This window comes from Citrobacter sp. wls826, assembly GCF_005281245.1.
GTDB lineage: Bacteria > Pseudomonadota > Gammaproteobacteria > Enterobacterales > Enterobacteriaceae > Citrobacter > Citrobacter braakii.
The window spans coordinates 1-1,106 of sequence record NZ_SZWS01000044.1 but is presented as its reverse complement, the minus strand read 5'-3'; the positions used below and the strand labels follow the sequence as shown (position 1 = coordinate 1,106).

Below are 1,106 nucleotides of genomic sequence, written 5' to 3'. Positions count from 1 at the left end.
AACCCGCCGGTGTTGGCGGGTTATGGCATGGTTTGTCTCTATAATTAAGGTGTTACTATGTTAAACCAGAAATCAAAGCTATCTAAATACCCGAGGAACTCATCAAGCTTGGCTTGGTCGCCTAAAATTTGTACATCACCCTTCTCTTCTGCCTGTTTCAGCGATTCTTCCTTGAGAATAATTTTGTTCAATGTTGCACGGTTAAGCGTAATGGAGGCGTCAGCATTGCTGGCCTGTGCATCAGCGCTATGGTTAAGAACACCGTTTTCCAGTTCCAGTTTGTATTTACCGCCGTCAGCACCTAAATCGACGTTGAAGACTGCCTGCACATTTGCCGCTTTTTCTCCGTTAATATGTACCGCGAGATAATCAAATAACATCTCTGGCGACATGGCTTTAACGGTATCCGGGCTGGCGGTATTTGCCGTCGCGCCTTTCACCACACCGTTGCGTAAATCTTTTACGCCATGGACCGGACTCAGCCTGCTAACCCATTTGCTCAAGGGCATCTGCTTCCAGAGTGCGTGCTGCTTTATTGCTCGGATCAGCAAAGACGATATTGTTAGTGAGTTGCGCCACCCAACGGTAATTGCCTGGGCGTAATCAGTTTTCGCTTTTTGCATGATGGCATCAGCGCCGCCCATATAATCGACACATTTCTTCGCGGCATCAACGGACGGTAATCCATTCAGTGTTGCCGGATTACCGTTGAACCAGCCGAGGTAAAAGAGCTACAGTACTGTATAAATAAAAGTTAAATATGAGAGCTAAAAACAGTCATGTTAGAAAGTTTTGACTGACAAAGCGAATCCATTGTTTTTAACATTTCTTGCACAAGGTTAAGGATAGAATTACTTACGCTACGCAGACTATCTGCAGCGACACCTGTTGCCTGCGATTGTGCTTGCTCTATTTGAGATGCCGCTTGCTCCATTTTTACATCCATTTGAGCATGTTGCATGGCAAAAGTGCCCATGGCGTTACCTAGTTGGGAGGCGAAAAGTCCCACGGTCCCCCAACGCTGAGCTGTGAGTATGCGTTGCTCAGGAGTTTTAGTTTCAGGAGCTGGATTAGCTTCAGGAGCTGGATTAGCTTCAGGAGCTGGA

1 protein-coding gene and 1 pseudogene are annotated in these 1,106 nt (G+C 46.6%); both read right to left on the bottom strand.

Annotation, left to right across the window (positions count from 1 at the left end; all coding sequences use genetic code 11):
• Positions 1 to 44: 44 nt before the first annotated feature.
• Positions 45 to 731, bottom strand: a pseudogene (locus tag FDW87_RS09575) (alkyl sulfatase C-terminal domain-containing protein); the annotation flags it as partial.
• Positions 732 to 754: 23 nt separating this feature from the next.
• A partial coding sequence (locus tag FDW87_RS09570; protein ID WP_137379692.1) for an IpaC/SipC family type III secretion system effector occupies positions 755 to 1,106 on the bottom strand: 352 nt, incomplete at its 5' end.